Genomic DNA, 18,418 nt, shown 5'->3' on the forward strand with positions numbered 1-18,418 from the left:
GTCAGCCTGCGGCCAGGTCGCGGTATAGGCTTGCATAGGCCTGCGCAGGCTCGGTCCAGGAGACGTCGCTGGCCATGCCATTGAGCTGAAGGCGACGCCAGGAGTCAGGCTTGCGATAAAGACTGGATGCCCGCCGGATCGCGCTCTCCAGCATGGGACCGCTGACCGGCGAGAACTGGACGCCGGTGGCGGTGCGCGCCGCCATGGCCATGGGGCTGGCGTCGATGATCGTGTCCGCCAGGCCGCCGACGCGAGCGACCACCGGCACAGCCCCATAGCGCAGGGCGCACAGCTGGGTCAGACCGCAGGGCTCGAACCGCGACGGGACGATCAGGGCGTCGACACCGGCCTGGATCGCATGGGCCAGGGTCTCGTCGTAGCCGATTTGCACGCTGATCCGGCCAGCGTTCGAAGCCGCGGCGTTGGCGAAGCCCTCCTCCATCCATCGGTCGCCCGAGCCCAGCACCGCGAGCTGGCCGCCAGTCTCCAGGATCGTTGGTAGGGCGGCGAGCAGGAGGTCCAGTCCCTTCTGCCAGCTCAGTCGGCTGATCACGCCGAAGAGCGGCGCATCAGGGGCGACCTCCAGGCCCAACCGGGCCTGCAAGGCGGCCTTGTTCACGGCGCGGGCGGCGATGTCCGCGGCGTCGTAGGCCTGGGCGATGTGCGGGTCGGTCGCCGGATTCCAGACGTCGGTGTCGATCCCGTTCAGGATCCCGCTGAGGCGGTCGGCGCGACCGCGGATGAGGCCGTCGAGGCCCATGCCCCACTCGGGGGTGCAGATTTCGGCTGCATAGGTCGGCGAGACGGTGGTCACCCGGTCGGCCAGGCGCAGGCCCGCCTTCAGGAAGCCGATGTCGCCATAGTATTCGACGCCGTCGTGGGTGAAGGCGTGCGCCGGCAATCCAAGCGCCCCCATCAGCTTGCGGTCGAACTGACCCTGGAACGCGAGGTTATGGACGGTGAACACGACTGGCGTGCGCGGGCCGCCGTTGAAGGTGAGATAGGCCGCGGTCATGCCCGCCTGCCAGTCGTGGGCGTGCACAACGTCGGGCCGCCAGTCGGCCAGCAGGCCCTGGGCGATCGCCGCGCCAGCCGCCGACAGGGCGGCGAACCGGAGGGCGTTATCGCCGAAGTCGCGTCCGTCCATGCCGGCGTAGGGTCCGCCGGCTCGGTCGAACAGGTGCGGCGCGTCCAGCACGATCAGGTCCAGACCCTCGACCTTGACGCCCAAGAGCTGCGCCGGTCCGCCGAAATGCGTCGTAAAGGCGTGAAGCGGCTTGGCGCGCTTCAACCGCGCCATCACCGCCGGATACCCGGGCAGCAGCGTCCGCACCGTCACGCCCTCGGTCTTCAATGCGCCGGGTAGGGCGCCGGCCACGTCCGCCAGACCACCGGTCTTGATCAACGGATAGACTTCGGACGCGACCGCCAGGACGTTCAGCTTCACGGCCATCCTCAGAGCCGGTCGATCATCTTCTGGGTGATCAGGCAGACGCCGCCTTCGGACCGGCGAAACCGCTTGCCGTCGATCAACGGATCCTCACCGACGATCAGGCCCTCGGGAATATCCACGCCGCGGTCGATGATTACGTTCTTCAGGCGCGCCGAGCGGCCGATGCGAACGCCTGGCATGATCACGCCAAGTTCGACATTGGCGTAGGAATTGACCCGTACGTCGTTGAACAGCACCGATCGCGAGATCGAGGCGCCGGAGATGACGCAGCCGCCCGATACGAGCGATGACACCGCAGACCCGCGTCGCCCTGGATGATCGTGCACGAACTTCGCCGGCGCGTTCATCTCACTGTACGTCCAGATCGGCCAGTCCCGGTCATAGAGGTCGAGGTCGGGCACCACCTCGGTCAGGTCGATGTTGGCGGCGAAGAAGCTGTCGATGGTGCCCACGTCGCGCCAATAGGGTCCCGCGTCTGAGGCCGTGCGGATGTAGGAGCGCGCGAACGGGTGGGCGACCGCCTTGCCGCCCTTCACCAGCCTGGGAATGATGTCCTTGCCGAAGTCGTGGTCGCTGTCCGGATCGGCCGCGTCGCGTCGCAACTCCTCCGCCAGAAAGGCGACGTCGAACACATAGATGCCCATGCTGGCCAGGGCCGTGTCCGGCCGGCCCGGCATGTGCGGCGGGTTCGCGGGCTTCTCCAGGAAGTCGATGATCTGGTCGTTCTCGTCGACGTGCATGACGCCGAAGCCCTTGGCCTCCTCGATGGAAGCCTCGATGCAACCCACGGTCACGTCCGCGCCCTGGTCCACATGCTGCTGAAGCATGGGCTCGTAGTCCATCTTGTAGACGTGGTCGCCGGCCAGGATGACGATGAACTGCGCGCCGTAGTCCTCGATGATGTCGAGGTTCTGATAGACCGCGTCGGCGGTGCCGAGATACCACATGTGCTCGTCCACGCGCTGGCTGGCGGGCAGGATGTCGAAGGTCTCATTGCGCTCGGGTCGGAAGAAATTCCAGCCGCGCTGCAGATGGCGGATGAGGCTGTGGGCCTTGTACTGCGTCGCCACCGCGATCCGCCGGATGCCGGAATTCATGGCGTTCGACAGGGCGAAGTCGACAATGCGGAACTTGCCGCCGAAGTAGACCGCCGGCTTGGCCCGGATATCGGTCAGCTCCAGCAAGCGGCTGCCCCGACCGCCAGCCAGCACATAGGCCATGGCGTGGCGCGACAGCGGGCCGGATTGGGTCTTCGGGGTCGTCATTCTGGGGTCCTTGCGCCGTCCCACCTCAGGAACACCGTAGCGAGCGGCGGTAAAAGAATTTCACTGGAGGCTGGAAAACCCGCGAACGCCTCATCGGTGGCGATCACCTCGCCGAGATTTCCCAGGCCCGAACCGCCGTAGGCATAGGCGTCGGAATTGAAGACCTCCGTCCACGTCCCTGCGTGCGGCAGACCCAGCCGGTAGCCCTGGCGTGGCTCGGGCGTGAAGTTGCAGATCACCGCGACGGGGGCGTCGCCCTCTTCGCCAAACCGGATCCAAGCTGCAGTGGATTGAGCGGCGTCGTCCACCACGCTCCACCGGAAGGCGTCCGCATCGTTGTCCCGGCGGAAGAGCGCCGGCGTTGCGCGATAGAGGAGGTTCAGGTCGCGCACCAACTGCCGCAGGCCCTGGTGTTCGGGATATTGCAGCAGTCCCCACTCCAGTTGCCCGGCCTCGCTCCATTCGCGGCGCTGACCGAATTCCTGGCCCATGAACAGAAGCTTCTTGCCGGGATAACCCCACTGGAAACCATAGAGCCCGCGCACAGCGGCGAACCGACGCCAGTCGTCGCCCGGCATGCCGGACAGGATCGTGCCCTTGCCGTGGACCACCTCGTCGTGACTGAGCGGTAGGACATAGTTCTCACTGAAGGCGTAGGTCAGCCCGAAGGTCAGCTTCTCGTGGTGGTGCTTGCGAAACAACGGATCGAGCTCGAGGTAGGCCAGGGTGTCGTTCATCCACCCCATGTTCCACTTGAAGCCGAAGCCCAGTCCGCCCTCGTGGACCGGGGCGGTCACGCCGGGCCAGCTGGTGCTCTCCTCGGCGATCATCAGGGCCTTGGGCTGCTCGGCGTAGACGGTGGTGTTAAGCGTCTTCAGGAAGGCCTCGGCGTCGCGGTCCTCGCGTCCCCCCTCAGCGTTGCGCGGGAAGTCGCCGCCCTCGCGGCCATAGTCCAGATAGAGCATGGCGCTGACCGCATCGACGCGCAGACCGTCAGCGTGGAACACCTCCAGCCAGTAGAGCGCATTGGCGATCAGGTAGTTGGCCACTTCGCTGCGGGCGAAGTCATAGGCCGCCGTATTCCACTGGGGCTGGAAACCGCGCCGCGGATCGGGGTGTTCGTAAAGCGTGTCGCCATCGAACCGCGCCAGACCGTGGGCGTCGGCTGGAAAATGCGCCGGCACCCAGTCCAGAATCACGCCAAGGCCCGCGGCGTGGGCCGCATCGATCAACCGGGCCAACCCCGCCGGCTCGCCGAACCGGGCGGTGGGGGCGAACAGGCCGATCGGCTGGTAGCCCCAGCTTTCGTCCAGCGGGTGCTCGAACACCGGCATGAACTCCAGGTGGGTGAAACCCATGTCCTTGGCGTAGGGGATCAGCGTCTCGGCGATCTCGTCCCAGGTCAGGAAACGGCCTTCCGGTCCCCGTCGCCAGGACCCCAGGTGCACCTCGTAGATGCTCATGGCGGCCCGCCACGGCTCGGCCGGGCGCGCGTCGCGGTAGCCGGCGTCCCGCCACGCGTGGTCTAGCGGCGCCGGGACCACCGAGGCGGTGGCCGGTCGCAGTTCCGAGGCCTGGCCGAAGGGGTCGGCCTTCAACGGCAGCCGTTCGCCTGCGCGGGAAATGATCGAGTACTTGTAGGTTGCTCCTGGCGTCAGGCCAGGCGCGAAGACCTCCCAGACGCCGCTGTCGACCCGCTTGCGCATGGGCAGGGCGCGGCCGTCCCAGTCGTTGAAGTCGCCGACCACCGCAACCTGAGCCGCGTTCGGCGCCCAGACGGCGAAGCTCACGCCATGGACGCCCTCATGGGTGATCGCGTGGGCGCCCAGCTTTTCGTACAGCCTGTGGTGGGCGCCCTCGATCAGCAGGTGATCGTCCAGCGGCCCCAGCAGCGGGCCGAACCGGTAGGGATCGTGCGCCACCCAGCGACCGCCGCGGTTTGTGGCGCGCAGCAGATAAGGCTGGCCTGGGGCGAGGGGGACGGCGCCTTCGAACACCCAGGGCCGCCGCTCGGTCAGGGTCGCCAGCACCGCGCCGGTCTCGGCCAGCACCTCCAGCGTCTCGGCGTGCCGCACGAAGGCCCGCACCCAGCCGTCGTGGGGTCCCAGGACAGCGAAGGCGTCGGCCAGTTGTCCCTTGGCGATCGCAGCGACCTCGTCGTCCGTCAGGGTGCTCAAGGTCGTCTCCGGACGGAGGGCGGGAATTGGGGGCGGCGGATCACCCTACCGCTTGGTGACGGGCACGTTCCAGATGTCCTCTGCATATTCCCGGATTGCCCGGTCTGATGAGAAGAAGCCCATGTGGCTGGTATTGAGGATCGCCGAGCGCATCCAGCCCGTCTTGTCGCGCCAGCGATCACGCACGTCGGCCTGGCGGGCGCAGTAGGCGTCGAAGTCCGTCAGCACCAGGAAATGGTCGTGGTCCATCAGCCCATCCACCAGCGGCTTGTAGAGGTCCGGCTGATCCGGCGAGAAGACGCCCGAGCGCACCTGGTCCAGCACCTGTTGCAGCATGGGCGATCCCGCCACGATCTCGGCGGTCTTCAGTCCTTCGGCGCGCGAAGCCTGCACCTCGGCCGCGGTCAGGCCGAAGATGAAGATGTTGTCGTCGCCGACATGTTCCTTGATCTCGACATTGGCCCCATCGAGCGTGCCGATGGTCAGCGCCCCGTTCAACGCCAGCTTCATGTTGCCGGTGCCCGACGCTTCCATTCCCGCGGTCGAGATCTGCTCGGATAGGTCGGAGGCCGGGATGATCTGCTCGGCCAGGCTCACATTGTAGTTCGGCAGGAACACCACCTTCAGCAGGCCGTGCAGGGTCGGGTCGGCGTTCACGGTGCGGGCCACGTCGTTGATCAGTTTTATGATCAGCTTAGCGTTGTGGTAGCTGGCCGCCGCCTTGCCGGCGAAGATCTTGACCTGCGGCGTCCAGTTGCGGTGCGGCTGGGCGCGCATCTGGTCGTAGAGCGCGATGGTCTGCAGGATGTTGAGCAGCTGGCGCTTGTACTCGTGCTGGCGCTTGATCTGCACGTCGAACATCGCCTCAGGGTCCAGCCGGATGTGCAGCTTCTCCCAGGTCAGCGCGGCCAGCGCCGCCTTGCGCTCCTTGCGCACCGCCCAGAACCGCTCGTGCACGCCGGCGTCGTCGGCGAAGGCCGCGAACTCCCCCAGGGTCTCGGCGTCGTGCAGGATCTTCGGACCCACCACATCGACCATCAGGTCGGTCAGGCCCGGGTTCGCCTCCATCAGCCAGCGGCGGAAGGTGACGCCATTGGTCTTATTGACGATCCGGTCGGGGTAAATCTTGTGGAAGGCCGAGAACACCGTGGTCTTCATCAGGTCGGTGTGCAGCGCCGAGACGCCGTTCACCTTGTGCGACCCGACGAAGCTCAGCCAGCCCATCCGCACCTGCCGGCCGTGGCTCTCCTCGATCAGCGACACCTCGCCCATCTGTTCGTCGGAAACCCTGCCCGAGGCCTTCAGTCGCTCCAGATGCTTGGCGTTGATCAGGTAGATGATCTGCATGTGGCGCGGCAGAAGCCGCTCCATCAAGGCCACCGGCCAGTGCTCCAACGCCTCCGGCAGCAGGGTGTGGTTGGTGTAGCTGAAGGTCGCCACCGCGATGTCCCAGGCCTCATCCCAGGGCAGCTGGTGCACATCGACCAGCAGGCGCATCAGTTCGGGAATGGCGATCGCCGGGTGGGTGTCGTTCAGCTGGATCGCCACATGCTCGGCCAGCGACCGGATCTCGCCGTCATGCTGGCGCATGTGCCGGCGGATGATGTCCTGCAGCGCCGCCGAAGAGAAAAAGTACTCCTGCCGCAGGCGCAGCTCCTCGCCCGCCGGTGTTTCATCGCTGGGATAGAGCACCTGGGTGATCATCGCCGCCTGCGCCTGGCTGGCCAGCGCCGCCACGTGGTCGCCGCGGTTGAAGGCGTCCAGCTTCAGCGGGTCGGGCGCGCGCGCCGACCAGAGCCGCAGCGTGTTCACATGTCGCCCGCGCCACCCCACCACCGGCGTGTCATAGGCCTGGGCCTCCACCGTCTCGGCCGGGTGCCAGGCGTAGGTGTCTTGGCCATCGGCCTGTTCGACCGCTTCGACCGTGCCGCCAAAGCCGATCGAGACCAGCACTTCCGGCCGCTCGAACTCCCATGGATTGCCCGACGCCAGCCAGTTTTCCGGCACCTCGCCTTGCCAGCCGTCGTTGATCGTCTGGCGGAACAGGCCGTGGTCATAGCGGATGCCGTAGCCGTGCGCGGCCACCGCCAGGCTCGCCATACTCTCCATGTAGCAGGCGGCCAGCCGCCCCAGGCCCCCGTTGCCCAGCGCCGCGTCCGGCTCGATCGCCTCCAGCCGCTCCAGGCTGACGCCCAGCTCGCGCAGGGCGTCGCGCATCTGGTTAGTGATGCCCAGGTTGTTCAAGGAATCGGCCAGCAGCCGGCCGATCAGGAACTCCAGCGACAGGTAGTAAACCCGCTTGCGCTTCTCCTGGTAGATCGCCCGCGTCGAGGGAAACCACCGGTCGACGATCCGATCGCGCACGGTGAGGGCCGTGGCCATGAACCAGTCGTGTTCGCTGGCCGTGATCGGGTCCTTGCCCACCGCATAGGTCAGCTTCGCCACCAGGGCGCGCCGCAGGGTGGTGATCTCCTCATCCTGCTGCGGCAGCGGGATGTAGGCGGCGGGCGAAATGTCGGTGGGAGCAGCCATAAGGAGGACCGATCAGCGCAATGGAACGAGCCCTATGGGTAGGGCGCAGCGCGCGGCGTGGTCTAGCTCAATCGCGTCAAGGGGCGACGGTTTTGCGGGGATGCCTGGGCCGCCAAGTCTCTGCGTCAGTTCCTACTCACGCAGCCAGCACACCGCACCATGAGGATAGTTGGAGCCAATTGGGGCTTGCCGTCATGCCCAAAACGAACGCGGCGTACGCCAGGGCGAGGGCCCGCCCGATCTCCAATTTGCTCAGTATGACGGTGCGAGGGAACACTTTCTACTCTTCCACGCCCGCCAACGGTCCGTCCGGGAACAGCGCCTCGATGAACCCGAACTTGGTCATGTCGGTGATCCGCATCGGGTAGAGCACGCCGTTCAGGTGGTCGAACTCGTGCTGGAAGACGCGGGCGTGAAAGCCGCGGGCCTCGATCGCGACGTCGGTTCCATTCTCCAGCGTCCCGCCATAGCGGATGTGGTTGGCGCGCGGCACCAGTCCGCGCATGCCGGGCACCGAAAGGCAGCCTTCCCAGCCTTCCTCTGTCTCTTCCGTCAGCACCTCGATCCAGGGATTGATCAGGGTGATGAGCGGCACCGGCGCTTCGTCCGGATAGCGCGGGTTCTTGTCGAAGCCGAAGATCATCAGCCGCAGGTCGACGCCGATCTGCGGGGCGGCCAGGCCTACGCCCTTGGCGTCGTGCATGGTCTCGTACATGTCGGCGATGATGGTCCTGAGCTCAGGATCGCCCAGGTCCGCCACCGGCTGGGCGACGCGCAGGAGGCGGGGGTCGCCCATCTTCAGAATGTCTCTGATCATGGACGCACTATCCGAGAAGCTTCAGTCGCCCGCCAGCCAGATTTCGGTCAGGGCGGCCAGGGCGGCGAGGCTGGCGCGGTGTTGGCGACGATTAGCGTCCACGTCGGTACGCGGCGCAGTTGCGGTCGCGGAGGCGCCTCGTCCTCCTGAGTCTGTCGCCAGACCGTGGCGACAAAGTAAAACACCGCGAAATCCAGCAACACGCTCGCCGTCAGCAATACGACCCCGTGCGCCCAGCGGTCTTCCAGCAGCGGCCGCACGGCTGCGCCGCTAGCCAGCCCGGCCGCACCCAGGCGGCGTACGTCCGCTCGGCCGCCAAAAGGCTGCGGTTCGCGGCCAACACCGTGCGACGTTCCGCACTGATCAATTGCCGGTCGGCGCTTTCAACGATGGCGCCGGCGGAGGCTTCCAGATGCTGGGCGCTTTCGCTGACCTTTGCGCGCCTGTTTGGCCACCTGGTAAGCCGCCTCCGCCATCTTGGCGATGGAGCCTGTCGGCGAACTGGCGGTGGCGTGGCGGTCATTGAGCGGCGCTCCCCAGGGGCCAGAACAGGGCGATGGCCGGCGGCGCGACCAGCAGCACGATTAGGCTGAGCGGCGCCCCCAGCCGCGGATAGTCGGCGAACTTATAGCCGCCAGGGCCCATGACCAGTGTGTTGCACTGGTGACCGATGGGCGTCAGGAAGTCGCAGGCCGCGCCCACCGCCACCGCCATCAGGAAAGCGTCAGGGTTGAAGCCTAGGGTCTTGGCCAGGCTGGCTCCGATCGGCGCCATGATCAACACGGTCGCGGCGTTGTTGAGGAACGGCGTCACCGCCATCGAGCCCAACATCACCGCGCCGATGGCGACCACGCCGGGCAGGGCGCCGAACGCTCCGGACAGCAGATGGGCGACGAGGTCGGCGCCGCCGGTCTTCTGGATCGCGTCGCTTACAGGGATCAGACAGGCGATCAGCACCAGCAAGGGTCCGTCCAGCGCCTGATAGGCCTCGCGCATCTTAAGGCCGCCGAGGGCCACGATGATGACGGCGGCGCCAAAGAAGGCGACCGAGACCGGGATGACGCCGAAGGCCACCATGATCATGGCCGCAGCCAGCACTCCTGCGGCGGTGAAACGCTGGCGCACCCCGCCAAGGCGCACTTCCCGCTCGGCCAGGGGCAGCAGGTCCAACGCCTGCAGGGCCGCCGGCAGGCTGAGCTCTGCGCCCTGCAGTAAGAGCAGGTCGCCGGCCTTCAACCGCACCGTTCGCAGGTGTTGGGTCAACCGAAAGCCGCTGCGGCTCACCCCCAGAAGGTTCACTCCATGGGCGGCGTAAAGGTTGGTCGTCCGCGCGGAGGCGCCGATCAGCGGTGAATTCGCGCCTATCACCGCCTCGACCGCCCGTACCTCTTCGGTAGGCCCATCCATGGCGACGGGCCTGTCCCGACGGGTCAGGTGCAGGCGGCTGCGCACGACGAAGTCGTCCAGCGCCTGCTGGGCGCCTTCAACCAACAAGACGTCGCCAGGCAGGATGACGGTATTCGGGTGGGGTGTCGGCCGGCGCTTGCCGGCGCGCATCATGCCCATCACCGCGACCTCGCCCTCGGCCAGGCCCATCAGTTCCCCCAGGCGCATGCGGCCGTGCCGCCAGTCCTCGGGCACAGCGATTTCCGTCAGATAGGTCTTGCCCTCCAAGGCGGCGTCCAAGGTCTGGCCGGCCATGCGGTCGGGCAAGAGACGGTAGGCGAAGCTAAGGAAGATGAGGGCGCAGGCTGTCAGGATCAGCCCCACGGGCGTGTAGTCGAACATGCCGAACGGCTTGCCCAGGAGCTCCTGGCGCGACTCTGAAACGATAATGTTCGGCGCGGTTCCGACGAGCGTGGTCAGGCCGCCGATCATGGCCCCGAACGACATCGGCATTAGAAGCCGCGACAGCGAAGTCTGGGTGCGCCGGCTGATCTGCTGGGCGACCGGCAGCATGATGGCGAGCGCGCCGACGTTCTTGGTGCACATCGACAGCACAGTCACCACTGCAGTTAGGACAGGGACTTGGCTGCGCTCGGTCTTCAGCAGCGGTAGGAGGCGTTGCAGGGCGAATTGTACGATTCCCGACTTGGCGAAGGCCGCGCTGACGACCAGGGCGCAGGCGATGATCATCGTCACGTCGTTGCGGAAGCCGTCAAAAGCGTCTTCGGCCGGGATCACGCCGATTGCGAGGCCCGTCACCAGGGCCGCCAGCGCGATCAGATCATAGCGCCAGCGTCCCAGCAGGAAGCCGACGACGGTCGCCGCGACGAGGCCGAAGGCCAGCCCCTGCTGAAGTGTGATCCCCACGCCGCCTCCTGCGCCTTGACGGTCCAGCTAACGCGCCAGACCGCCGTGTGCTGCACAGGCGGCGTCCAAGTCAGTTCTTGTCGACGAAAGCCCCGAAGCCGGCGGCGATCTCGGCGGGCCGGCCGAAGAAGACGTCGTTGTGGAAGCCGTTGTTGAAGATCTCGACGCGCTTGGCCTTGGTCAGTTGCGGCTTCAGGGTGTTGCTCATGTCCGCGGCCGTCTTGTCGGACTGGTAGACGCTGGCGTCGATCGGATCGTCGATCACCAGCAGCAGCACGGGCTGGGTCAGGCCGAGCAGGCGCGTCTTGAACCGCGGGCCATATTCATAGGCGGCGGCATGGCCATACTCCTGCCGGGTGATCCCACGCAGCGACTCCACCGCGATCTTGGCCCACACCGGATCGGCCATCGCCGTCATGTCCGTCTGCGAGATCCGGCGGGGCACGCTCGGGCAGAAGGTGGCGAAGAGGTCGGCCCCCGACGTCGGGTGGTGGACTTCGGTGAGCAGCTTGGCCGACAGCTTGTCGTCGATCAGGGCGTAGGGCGACAAGCCCAGCATCACGTGACTGATCATCTCCGGGTGGGTCAGCGCCAACTCCGTGCCGATCCGCGAGCCGGTGTGGTTGCCGAAGATGGCGACCGGCTTGTTGGCCCCGAAGCCCAGGTTGGTCAGGCCCTCGGCGACGGCCGCGGCGTAATCCTCGATGGTCGGCTGGGTCATCGGCCCGTCGGAACCGCCGTGGCCCGGCGTGTCGATGGCGATCACCAGGCGATCCTTGCCCAGCTCGGCCGTCAGCGCATCGTATTCCACCGAGGAGTTGGGCGACTGGTGAAGCAGGACGATCGGCTCCTTGGTCGATCCGCCGGCCGGTTCAGCGATGGCGTAGTGCAGCTGGCCATAGCGCATATCGACATAGCCGTGCCGCAGGTGCGTCGGCCATTCCCGCTTGGGCGGGTCCGCAGCGAAGGCGGGCGCGGCTGTGGTGAGCGCGGCTGCCGCCAGGATAGCCAGAGCGCCGGCCCGGCCACGAACAAGAAGATAATCCATTGATATATCCACCCATCATTATGTTCTGATGGGCGCACGCTGTGCTCCGCCGCACAAGGATGCATGCGGGCGCGCGCCATCCAGGCGTCTGCGTCTCGCATTTGGAGAGGACGGCGCCGCAGAATTCGGCGCCCCTGCCTCGACCTCGTCAGGCCGCCTTGGCCGGCGAGAGCCGCGTGCGCAAGGCGGCGGGCAATTGCCGCGCCGACTTTGGGCGGAATGGGATGCGGCGCCCGACTTGGAACCTTTGAGGCGCCTGGAACGCGCGTCGCACCGTCCCCACTTTCGGCCTATGAGCGCGTTCAACCCGTCCTCGACCCTGCAGCGCCTGCTGGACGCGCCCGTGCGCCCCGGCCGTCTGGCCTGGATCGGCCTGCGCACCGAGCGGCGCGGCGGGATCGAGATTGTCGACGCCGTCCGCTGCTCGCCCGACCAGGGTCTGATCGGCGACCGGTACGGCGGCCGGACCGATCTGGCGGGGCAGGGCGGCAAGCGGCAGGTCACCCTGATCGCCGCCGAAGACCTGGCCGCGGTCGCCCGCTTCCTCGACCGGCCCGAGCCGGCCCTGCCGCCCGAGCTTGTCCGCCGCAACCTCGTCGTCGAAGGCCTGAACCTCACCGCGCTGAAGGGCCGCCATCTGGCCGTCGGCGACGACGTGCTCCTGGAGATCACCGGCGAATGCCACCCCTGCTCGCGCATGGAGGAGGTTCTGGGCGAGGGTGGCTACAATGCGCTCCGCGGCCGCGGCGGCCTCACGGCCCGCGTCCTGGGGGGCGGCCAGGCGCGGGTAGGGGATGTCGTCCGGCGGGTCTGACGGACGGCCAGGGCTTATGTACGACTGGCTTCGCCGCCGGGGTGAGCGCTTGCGTCCGCGCGGTGTCGCGACCGATACTTGAGCCACGCCCCCGCCCAAGGATCTCCCCATGCAGTATGTCCAGCTCGGCCGCACCGGCCTTCCCGTCTCGCGCCTGGCGCTGGGCACCATGACCTTCGGTTTCCAGTGCGATGAGAAGCAGAGCTTCTCGATCCTCGACGCGGCGGCCGACGGCGGGATCGACTTTCTCGACGCCGCCGACGTCTATCCCCTGGGCGGCGGCGCTTCGAACGTCGGCAAGACCGAGGAGATCATCGGCAAGTGGCTGAAGGGCAAGCGCGAGGACTTCATCCTGGCCACCAAGTGCACTGGGGCCATGGGTGTGAAACCCTGGAACCAGGGGACCAGCCGCAAGCATATCCTGGAGGCTATCGACGCCTCGCTGAAGCGCCTCGGGACCGACTACGTCGACCTCTATCAGCTCCATTCCTACGATCCGAAGACACCGCTGGACGAGACGCTGGAGGCGCTGACCCGCGTGGTTGAGAGCGGCAAGGCCCGCTACGTCGGCCTCTCCAACTGGCCGGCGACCAAGATCGCCCGCCTGCTGGGTCGCGCGGAGGTGAAGAACCTGATCAAGGTCGCCTCCGTCCAGCCGCGCTACAATCTCCTGTTCCGTAACTTCGAGCGCGACCTCCTGCCGCTCTGCCTGGAGGAGGGTATCGGCGTCATTCCCTATAACCCGCTCGCCGGCGGCCTGCTTACGGGCAAGCACAACCCCAAGGCCGCCCCGCCCGAGGGCACGCGCTTCACCCTGGGCGCCGCCGCGGGCAACTACCAGAGCCGTTACTGGCATGACGCCGAGTTCGATACCGTCGAGGCCTTTGGCCGCCTCGCCGCCGAGGCTGGCCTTTCGCCGGTGACGCTGGCCGTCGCCTGGGTCATGGCCAACCCCGCCATCACTGCCCCGATCATCGGCGCCAGCAAGCCGGAGCAGCTCAAGGACAACCTCGCCGCCCTCGACGTGAAGCTCGACCCCGAGCTGAAGGCCAAGCTCGACACTCTCACCGTCCGCTGGCGCTCAGTCGATGCGGAGCGGTAGCCTCTTGAGTTCAAGTCGTTGCACGCGCAAGGACGGCGCCGATTAGCTGAAGCCCGCCCGGAGACCGTTCCATGTCCGTCCCCTCGCAGGCCGATCCGAAGGCGGCGGCGGCCGTAAAGCCGGGCCTGTCGCGCACGGTCTTCGCGATTATCTGCTCGCTGTCGGTGGCCACCGCCATGGGCAACACCGGGCTGATCTCGGTGCTGCCGGCGATTGGCCGGTCGATCGGCATTCCTGATCCGATGGTGGCGGCGATCTTCTCGCTTTCGGCGATCGCCTGGGCGGCCATGTCGCCGTTCTGGGCGCAGCTGTCGGACAAGAAGGGGCGCAAGCCCCTGATGATGATCGGCATCACGGGGTTCGTCGTCTCCATGGCGATCAGCGGCGTGGTCGTCGCCGCGGGCTTGCGCCACCTGGCGCCGCCGATGGTGATCTTCGGCCTGTTCCTGGTCGCCCGCGCCCTGTTCGGCGTGTTTGGCTCGGCCTCGAACCCGGCGGCCCAGGCCTATGTGGCCGAGCGCACCGCGCCGGAAAACCGCACCCAGGCGATCGCTAATCTCGCCGGGGCTTTCGGGATGGGCACGGTTCTGGGGCCCTTCATCGCGCCGCTGTTCATCCTGCCGGTGCTGGGCTTGGCCGGCCCGTTGTTCGGCTTCGCCCTGATCGCCGCGGTCATCCTGGTCGTCCTGTGGCGCTATCTGCCGGAGCCGCGCCGCGGTGAGCAAAAGGCCTCGGCCGCCGCCTCAGCGGTCGCGGCCAAGCCCGCGGTGAAGGCCGCCACGCTTTGGCGCGACCCGCGCGTGGCGCCGTTTCTGATCTACGGCTTCGTCACCGGCGCCTGTCAGACCGCCCAGGCTCAGACCCTGGGCTTCCTGATCATCGACAAGCTCGGCATGACGCCGGTCCAGGCTCAAAGCCTGATCGCGGTCGCCATGATGTTCGGCGCGGTCGCCGCCCTGCTGGCGCAGTGGGGATTGATCCGCATGTTCCAGATGACCCCGCGTAGCCTGCTGCGCTGGGGCGCGGGCCTCCTGGCCGTGGGCAACATCATCGTCGCCTTTGCGCCGAACTACTCGGCCGTCGTCGTCGGCTTCGCCCTGTCCAGCCTGGGTGCGGGCCTCGCCCGGCCGGGCTTTACGGCGGGCTCTTCGATCGCTGTCGGCAACGCCGATCAGGCCCGCGTCGCCGGCGCCGTGGCGGCGGTCAACGGCATCTCCATCGTCTTCGCGCCGGCCTTCATCATGGTCTACGAGCGCCACCACGCCGCGCCGTTCCTGCTCAACGTCGTTTTGCTCGCCGGCATGCTCGTCTTCGCCTTCGCCAGTCCGGCGCTCCGCCGCGCCGCGGCCCAGCCCGCAACCCGCGAGGACACAGTCATGGCGACTCTGGAACAGGCCGACGAAGGCAACATCTAGACGCTTGGGCTTTCGCCTGCGCGAACGGCTGCTAAGCTGAGGACGCGACCCCTAAGAAGAAGCGGGCGCGAGTACTGGGGGGATACGCGTGAAAGCCAGACTGATGGGCGCTCTTTCGCCTGCCCTGCTGCTGGCTCTCGCGCTGGGCGGAGCAGGTGAGGCCCAGGCGCAACGCGCGCAGGAGAACGCCGCGCGCTCGGCGGGCGACGCCTTTGGCACTAACATCGGCTCTGAACAGGTGGGCGTCTATTCCGGGGCCGACACCCGTGGCTTTTCCCCAACGACCGCCGGCAATGTGCGCCTGGATGGCCTCTATGCCGACGCGCCCTTCGGCTTCAATCCGCGCCTGATCACCGGCTCGCAGATCCGCGTCGGCCTGACTGCGCAGAGCTATCCGTTCCCGGCCCCCACCGGCATCATCGACTTCGGCATGCGCCCGGTCGGCGACCGGCCGGTGCACAGCCTGCTGACCAGTGTCGGCCCCCACGGCGCCTATTCCGTCGAGTTCGACGCGCAGGGGTTGATCGTGCCGGGCCGCTTCGGCGTCGCCTACGGCGCTTACATCAACAAGCAGGAGCCGCAGGCCGACGACACGCTGAAGAGTATCGGCCTGGCGATCTCGCCACGCTGGCGTCCGCGCGAGGGTGTCGAAATCCGCCCCTTCGCCACACATTTCGTTCGCTGGCACGACCTTGCGGGCCCCCTGACCTTCGCAGGCGGCCCGGTCCTGCCGCGTGAGCCCAAGGCCCAGAACTTCACCCCGGACTGGACGGGAAACCGCACGGTCTTCACACACTTCGGCCTGGTCAGCAGCGCGGCCCTGAACAAGACGTGGACGCTGCGGGGCGGGGTCTTCCACTTCATCCAGGACGACGACGGGCCGATTTCCGACGCCTACCTGAACACCGATGCGAACGGCGTGGCGCAGATTCGCCGCTTCGCCAATCAGCGTCCGTTCCATTACATCAGCGATTCCGGCGAAGCGCGTCTCTCGGGCGTCTTCGTTGGTGAGAACCTGCGCCACACCGTCCATTTCTCGCTCCGCGCCCGCGATGTTCGACGCAACTACGGCGGCGGCGCCGTGGCCAACTTCGGTCCGTCCCTGATCGGCCAGCATAACGCGCCGGCCGAGCCCATCTGGAGCTACGGCGCCGAGACCGACGATCACATCAGCCAGCAGCAGTTCAGCGTCAGCTACGCGCTCGCCCGCCGTGGCCTGGGCGAGGTCGGCTTCGGCGTCCAGAAGGTCCGCTACGAGAAGACCCTGACGCCGGAGTTCGGTCCCAAGTCGACGTCCAGGGAAAGCCCCCTGTTCTGGAACGGCTCGGCCTCGCTGAGCGTCAGCGACAAGCTCGCGCTCTATGGCGCTTTCACCCGGGGTCTGGAGGAAGCGCCCGCCGCGCCCGAGGTGGCCGCTAACGCCCAGGAAGCGCCGCCGGCGATCCACACCAAGCAGGTGGAGGTCGGTCTGCGCTATGTGTTGAAGCCGGGTTTGCGTCTGGTGGTCGGCTACTTCGACATTCAGAAGCCCTACTTTAGCTTGGACGGCGCGCGCTTCTGGCGCGAACTCGGCGTCGAGCGCCATCGCGGGATCGAAACCTCGCTGAGTGGCGAGGTCCTGCCAGGCTTGAACGTCGTCGTCGGCTATGTCCTGCAAAAGCCCCGCGTGTCCGGCGAGGCCGTCCGTTCGGGTCTGATCGGGCCTGATCCCGTGGGCCAGCTGCGCCGCACCGGTCGCGTGAACCTGGACTATCGCCCTCCATGGAATACTGCGCTCTCGTTCGAGGCTGGGGTCATTTACACGGGCGGCCGCGCGGTCTCGACGCGCCTTTACAGCGAGCTGGGCGGCAAGCAGCTTCACATCAAGCAGAGCGCCGGCCTCGACCTCGGCGGGCGCTACAGGTTCAAGATCCGCGGCGCGGCCTCCACCTTGCGGTTGCAGGTCCAGAACATCTCCGACACGCGACGCTGGCTGGTCTCGGCCAATGGCGGCATGACCTTGACGCCGCCCCGCCGTTTCGTGGCGACGCTGACGACGGACTTCTAGGCCCCGTTTTTTCCATCCACAGCTTCGCGCGCGCGCGCCGTTGACGGCGGCGTCAACGTCGGAACATAAGGGGAACGGAAAGGACTGCGCCATGCTGTCTCAAGCGATCGACCAGATCATCCTCGCGACCGGAGGCCTGCCGGCGCACATTATCGTGGCCCAGCGGTTCTATGGGCACGATCCGCAGGCGGTCGCCGCTCTGGACCGGTTGCGTGATGCTCTGGCGGAGCTCGACCGGGCGCTGCTTGCCTCACGCGGCGCCACAACCCGTGCAGACCGTGTTTGAGATCCTTGAGCGGCGGTTGGCGGCGGGCGAGGTCGTGGTCATCGCCTGCAAGGCCTGCCGCCGTCAGGCGCGCTGGCCGCGCGATAAGGCGATCACGCGTCTGGGCGGCTGGGCGACGACACAGGCCGTCCGTCGCCGCCTGATCTGCGCGGGCTGTGGCGGCCGCGACGCGCAAACCGCCTTCAAGGGGGCGACTTCGGCGTATTTCGCGGCCTAGGCTATACTTCACGCGGCGGGTGACGCAGTTAGCGCCGACCGGCAGCCCGAAGCCGCACGCATGAGCATGATCACCACATCTTTCGCGCTCGACGCCCAGGCCCGTAGAAGTCCCGCCGTCGCCGCAGGATGTCCGGCGTGCTGATCCTCTCCGCCGCGCCAGCGCTCGCCGCCGCCCATCACCTGACGATGGTGCTGCAGACCTATGGCCACCAGGTCGTGGCTGCGGGCGGACGCAATGAGGCGGAAAATCTGGTTCGCAGCGTCCGCTTCGATCTCATCCTCCTGACTCTCGCCCTGTCCACCACGGCGCTCATCCAACGCCTGCGCGCCGAGGGCGTGGTCACGCCGATCGTCGTGCTGAGCGGCGAGGCGGGCCCCGAAGAGCGGATCGCCGCCCTTGAAGCGGGCGCCGACGACGTGCTGGGGGCGGGGATTGATCCCGCCGAGATCGAGGCGCGCCTGCGCGCCGCGGCGAGGGCGCGGAACGAGGCCAGGGCCGCTGGCCGCGCCGCCGGGGGCGAGACGCCCGATGCGAGCCTCACCGGGGGCGTCATCCGCGTCGGCGATATCGAGCTGGATGCGCAGCGCCTGAAGGCCGTTCGCGCGGGCCGCGTCCTTTCCTTATCGCGGCTGGAGTTCCGATTGCTCAGCGAACTGATGCGCCGGCCCGACGAAGTGGTGAATCGCGAGATGCTGCTGAAGGCGGTCTGGGGCCTTAGCGCCGCGCCCCGCGCCAATCTGGTGGAGGTCCACATCCGCCGGCTGCGCGGGCGATTGGTCGGGCCGGGCGAACTGGATCCGATCCGCACAGTGCGCGGCATGGGCTACCAACTGCTCAGCCGTCCGAAATAGCCGAAGGCAAAAGAAGACCCGGGCCGCGACGGCGACCCGGGTTTCTTTCCGGACCGCGCGACACGACCCGGGGCGATG

At 67.4% G+C, this 18,418-nt stretch carries 15 protein-coding genes; 7 read left to right on the top strand and 8 right to left on the bottom strand.

Annotation, left to right across the window (positions count from 1 at the left end; translation table 11 throughout):
• Position 1 precedes the first annotated feature (1 nt).
• The 8 genes from glgA to BN1313_RS05355 all read right to left on the bottom strand — a co-directional run bounded on the left by glgA (position 2) and on the right by BN1313_RS05355 (position 11,605).
• Entirely contained in the window at positions 2-1,453 is a 1,452-nt protein-coding gene (gene glgA / locus BN1313_RS05320; RefSeq protein ID WP_091737447.1) for a glycogen synthase GlgA, read from the bottom strand.
• Between the two features lie 2 nt (positions 1,454-1,455).
• Positions 1,456-2,718: a glucose-1-phosphate adenylyltransferase gene (gene glgC / locus BN1313_RS05325; RefSeq protein ID WP_091737449.1), complete on the bottom strand. Its 1,263-nt coding sequence runs from the start codon at positions 2,716-2,718 to the stop codon at positions 1,456-1,458.
• Positions 2,715-4,895: a 1,4-alpha-glucan branching protein GlgB gene (gene glgB, locus BN1313_RS05330; RefSeq protein ID WP_091737452.1), complete on the bottom strand. Its 2,181-nt coding sequence runs from the start codon at positions 4,893-4,895 to the stop codon at positions 2,715-2,717. The genes glgC and glgB overlap by 4 nt, the downstream gene beginning before the upstream one ends.
• 45 nt (positions 4,896-4,940) lie before the next feature.
• Positions 4,941-7,427, bottom strand: a complete 2,487-nt coding sequence (locus tag BN1313_RS05335) for a glycogen/starch/alpha-glucan phosphorylase (RefSeq protein WP_091737454.1) — start codon at positions 7,425-7,427, stop codon at positions 4,941-4,943.
• 280 nt (positions 7,428-7,707) lie between these two features.
• The gene (gene def / locus BN1313_RS05340) at positions 7,708-8,244 is read right to left on the bottom strand and encodes a peptide deformylase (RefSeq protein ID WP_091737456.1); all 537 of its coding nucleotides are present in this window, start codon (positions 8,242-8,244) and stop codon (positions 7,708-7,710) included.
• 47 nt (positions 8,245-8,291) lie between these two features.
• Positions 8,292-8,504 (bottom strand): hypothetical protein, encoded by a 213-nt coding sequence (locus tag BN1313_RS05345; protein ID WP_091737459.1) that lies wholly within the window; start codon positions 8,502-8,504, stop codon positions 8,292-8,294.
• A 259-nt stretch (positions 8,505-8,763) separates the two neighbouring features.
• Positions 8,764-10,557 (bottom strand): SLC13 family permease, encoded by a 1,794-nt coding sequence (locus tag BN1313_RS05350; RefSeq protein WP_245620102.1) that lies wholly within the window; start codon positions 10,555-10,557, stop codon positions 8,764-8,766.
• A gap of 70 nt (positions 10,558-10,627) precedes the next feature.
• Positions 10,628-11,605: an alpha/beta fold hydrolase gene (locus BN1313_RS05355; RefSeq protein WP_091737461.1), complete on the bottom strand. Its 978-nt coding sequence runs from the start codon at positions 11,603-11,605 to the stop codon at positions 10,628-10,630.
• A gap of 292 nt (positions 11,606-11,897) precedes the next feature.
• Here BN1313_RS05355 and BN1313_RS05360 point away from each other — a divergent pair, with 292 nt between their 5' ends.
• The 7 genes from BN1313_RS05360 to BN1313_RS05390 all read left to right on the top strand — a co-directional run bounded on the left by BN1313_RS05360 (position 11,898) and on the right by BN1313_RS05390 (position 18,340).
• Complete coding sequence (locus tag BN1313_RS05360) at positions 11,898-12,419, top strand: MOSC domain-containing protein (protein WP_091737464.1); 522 nt, start codon at positions 11,898-11,900, stop codon at positions 12,417-12,419.
• A gap of 109 nt (positions 12,420-12,528) precedes the next feature.
• Positions 12,529-13,521 (top strand): aldo/keto reductase, encoded by a 993-nt coding sequence (locus BN1313_RS05365; RefSeq protein ID WP_091737466.1) that lies wholly within the window; start codon positions 12,529-12,531, stop codon positions 13,519-13,521.
• Between the two features lie 71 nt (positions 13,522-13,592).
• Complete coding sequence (locus BN1313_RS05370; protein WP_091737468.1) at positions 13,593-14,936, top strand: MFS transporter; 1,344 nt, start codon at positions 13,593-13,595, stop codon at positions 14,934-14,936.
• An 88-nt stretch (positions 14,937-15,024) separates the two neighbouring features.
• Positions 15,025-16,983: a porin family protein gene (locus BN1313_RS05375; protein WP_141653073.1), complete on the top strand. Its 1,959-nt coding sequence runs from the start codon at positions 15,025-15,027 to the stop codon at positions 16,981-16,983.
• A 91-nt stretch (positions 16,984-17,074) separates the two neighbouring features.
• On the top strand, positions 17,075-17,269 hold the full coding sequence (locus BN1313_RS05380) for a hypothetical protein (protein ID WP_091737473.1): 195 nt from the start codon (positions 17,075-17,077) through the stop codon (positions 17,267-17,269).
• Positions 17,253-17,486: a hypothetical protein gene (locus BN1313_RS05385; RefSeq protein ID WP_091737475.1), complete on the top strand. Its 234-nt coding sequence runs from the start codon at positions 17,253-17,255 to the stop codon at positions 17,484-17,486. Before BN1313_RS05380 ends, BN1313_RS05385 begins: the two co-directional genes overlap by 17 nt.
• Positions 17,487-17,623: 137 nt before the next feature.
• Complete coding sequence (locus tag BN1313_RS05390) at positions 17,624-18,340, top strand: response regulator transcription factor (protein WP_176695905.1); 717 nt, start codon at positions 17,624-17,626, stop codon at positions 18,338-18,340.
• Positions 18,341-18,418 lie beyond the last annotated feature (78 nt).

This window comes from Phenylobacterium immobile (ATCC 35973) (assembly GCF_001375595.1).
In the GTDB taxonomy this organism is placed as follows: domain Bacteria; phylum Pseudomonadota; class Alphaproteobacteria; order Caulobacterales; family Caulobacteraceae; genus Phenylobacterium; species Phenylobacterium immobile.